Here is a 2,450-nt window from a genome sequence, read left to right as displayed (position 1 = left end):
ATTTATTAATTAAAGCTATACATTATTGCAAGATGGAGAACTAATCAAAAATAAAAAGGTTAGTTCTCTTTTTTAGATTATGTGTTGTAAAAGTAAATAGAAGAATAGGGACTTATCTGCCAATGGTGAATTATAGAGGTTAAGAAGGTTTTAAAATACTAATAATCTTAAGGCTAGCTTAGGGATGTGATAAGATAGGAAAGCATTACTATGTAAATAATGACCAAACTAGAAATTCAACGTGGTATCATTAAGCTCATACAAACTATCCATATTAGAGGAAAAATCTCCCCAGCTAGGATTTATACTTTTTTCGTGATTAGTTAGATAGTACTGGTATTTATAAAGCATTTTCATTGCTGTTTTACTTCCCAGATTATTTTTGCATAGATAGTAGATTAACTCATACATTTTGATGGCTTGTACATTATCTAGCCCAGTTGACCATTCTTCTGATTTTTCAATGAGCTGAATGGCGTTATTGTCATGAGCTGCGAAATAAAGCAGACCTTTAACAGCAATAAAAGATAAAGATTTTACTTCTCCACGATCATCTTTATTATCAATCATTGGATCGTATTTGGTAAGAGAAGCAATTTTTGATTCGATGGTATCTCTTAAGATTCTTTCAATCTCAGTTAGTGAGGAGTCCTTATGAACGATGATTTCAGGTGGTTTGCTATTCCTTTTTACATCTACATATTTTTGGGCAGAGATACCAACCAGTTCGTCATACACTGATTCGTGAATTGCCAGATTTGGGAAGGCACTGAAAATGGGATCTAACCAAATTTTTTTGAATTGTTCAAACCCGATACTTCTTTTAGTAATCCGGCTTCTATCGGGAGGAATAAGGAAATTTGCATCTAAAGTAATCATCTGTTTTGGATTCTCAATAATACTTATTAATGCTGGATTAGGATGGGTAAGATTAATTTTCATCATCATCCTCCTCACTGAAGAAAGCATCAAGCTCATCTAAGTCATCTTGAGAGACTTTTATCTCATAGCCAAATTCATCAGGTGTTTTATTAAAAAGGCTCAAAGTTTCTGCAAATTTATCTTCATCTATGAGATTGTCCTCAAAGTTTCTAATTATGACCTCGATTTTATTAGGGGAAGTACCAATATTTTTAGTTGGTTGATTTAGTTTAAGAAATACTTCCTTATTAATGGCCTGACTTATTTTACCATATTCACCTCGAGGATTTCTTTCATCAACAACATACAACTCTGCATACTGTTCTGATGAAATTGTTCCAATTTCGTGTAGTCTTCTGACAAGAGAACGGTAGGGTAGCCACCATGTGCAGTGAAGTCTAGCAATAAATCTTAACAGTGTTTTATGTTGAATTTTTTCAAGTGAAGATGTCTTAAATTCATCTAGTACAATGCTTTCCAGTACAGTTTCAGGTAATAAAAACTCTGCTGCAAATCGATTGGCTTTTACCTCAATAAGGTTATTTTTTTCATATTCTGGTCTGCTCAGATGTGAGCCAGATTTCGTGTAATAGTGGTACAATTCATGAGCGATTGCAAAAATCTGTTTGTCGTAATAATCTGCAGTGTTTAGACCGATGAAAGTAAGTTTTTTATTACTTTCTTCAGAATACATGATTGCAGCAGAAAAAGCTGGTCTATCACCTTCAGGTTCGATGGGATACTCTAGCAACATGATGTCTAGTTTATCAAGAATTGTAAATATATCATTGGCAATAGGTGTTTCGCCTACAAATCCTAAAGAGCGGCGTTTTTCTTCGGCTAGTTTTCGAATTTCATCTATTTGTACTTCATTAAGCATGATTTGATTCATTTTCAAATGATCTCCTTAATTGAATTTGTTGTCTAAGGGACAACATCATAGTGAATAGTTTCTCTACGCCTTCTTTTTCACTATCGCTTAATGTTTCACTTCGAAGAGCAACAAAAGAGTTAGTTCCCTCTTTCTCCATAAACATTTCTGTAAGATCAAAACCTAAAACATTTGATAAAGCTTCAAACTGTATAATGGATGGAGTGAAATTTTCTCTTTCAATGCGGCCAATCATAATTCTGTTTATACCAGTTAAGTTTCCTAGTTTTTCTTTGGTTAATCCTTTTGATTCTCTTAAGCTTTTAACTGTTTTAGCTAATTTTTTAGTTGATAAAACTTTCATTATTTGGGCCTCCTTTCATTACTATAGTATGCCCGTTTCTAATTATATGATACTATAAATAACAAAACGAGTCAATTTTTATTAATGTTATTGTATTATGAAATAAATAATAACATAAATGGGGTCAGGGTCACTTTTAAACTTTATGAGGCATGAATGGAAATCTATAAAACTTAGAGGACAAACTAAAAAAGGAATCAATAAACTAAAGACTACAGATATATTTATTGCAACAGAAAAGAACTAATCAAATTAAAAAGATTAGTTCTTTTTATATAACCCTAATTGTTAATA

3 protein-coding genes are annotated in these 2,450 nt (G+C 32.1%); all 3 read right to left on the bottom strand.

Features of this window, described 5'->3' with window-relative positions:
- Window positions 1–228: 228 nt before the first annotated feature.
- Genes Q326_RS0114830 through Q326_RS0114820 form a run of 3 tightly spaced genes read right to left on the bottom strand, consistent with a single transcriptional unit; the run spans window position 229 to window position 2,156 of the window.
- The gene (locus Q326_RS0114830) at window positions 229–942 is read right to left on the bottom strand and encodes a hypothetical protein (protein WP_026896065.1); all 714 of its coding nucleotides are present in this window, start codon (window positions 940–942) and stop codon (window positions 229–231) included.
- Entirely contained in the window at window positions 932–1,813 is an 882-nt protein-coding gene (locus tag Q326_RS0114825; protein ID WP_026896064.1) for an ImmA/IrrE family metallo-endopeptidase, read from the bottom strand. The genes Q326_RS0114830 and Q326_RS0114825 overlap by 11 nt, the downstream gene beginning before the upstream one ends.
- Window positions 1,794–2,156: a helix-turn-helix transcriptional regulator gene (locus tag Q326_RS0114820; RefSeq protein ID WP_026896063.1), complete on the bottom strand. Its 363-nt coding sequence runs from the start codon at window positions 2,154–2,156 to the stop codon at window positions 1,794–1,796. Before Q326_RS0114820 ends, Q326_RS0114825 begins: the two co-directional genes overlap by 20 nt.
- Window positions 2,157–2,450: the final 294 nt, after the last annotated feature.

This window comes from Clostridiisalibacter paucivorans DSM 22131, assembly GCF_000620125.1.
GTDB lineage: Bacteria > Bacillota > Clostridia > Tissierellales > Clostridiisalibacteraceae > Clostridiisalibacter > Clostridiisalibacter paucivorans.
This window is presented reverse-complemented; position numbering and strand designations above follow the sequence as displayed.

What these genes read in the sequence shown, in the direction of transcription:
- Q326_RS0114830 (WP_026896065.1), bottom strand. Translation starts at nt 942, where the DNA reads ATGAAAATTAATCTTACCCATCCTAATCCAGCATTAATAAGTATTATT.
- Q326_RS0114825 (WP_026896064.1), bottom strand. Translation starts at nt 1,813, where the DNA reads ATGAATCAAATCATGCTTAATGAAGTACAAATAGATGAAATTCGAAAA.
- Q326_RS0114820 (WP_026896063.1), bottom strand. Translation starts at nt 2,156, where the DNA reads ATGAAAGTTTTATCAACTAAAAAATTAGCTAAAACAGTTAAAAGCTTA.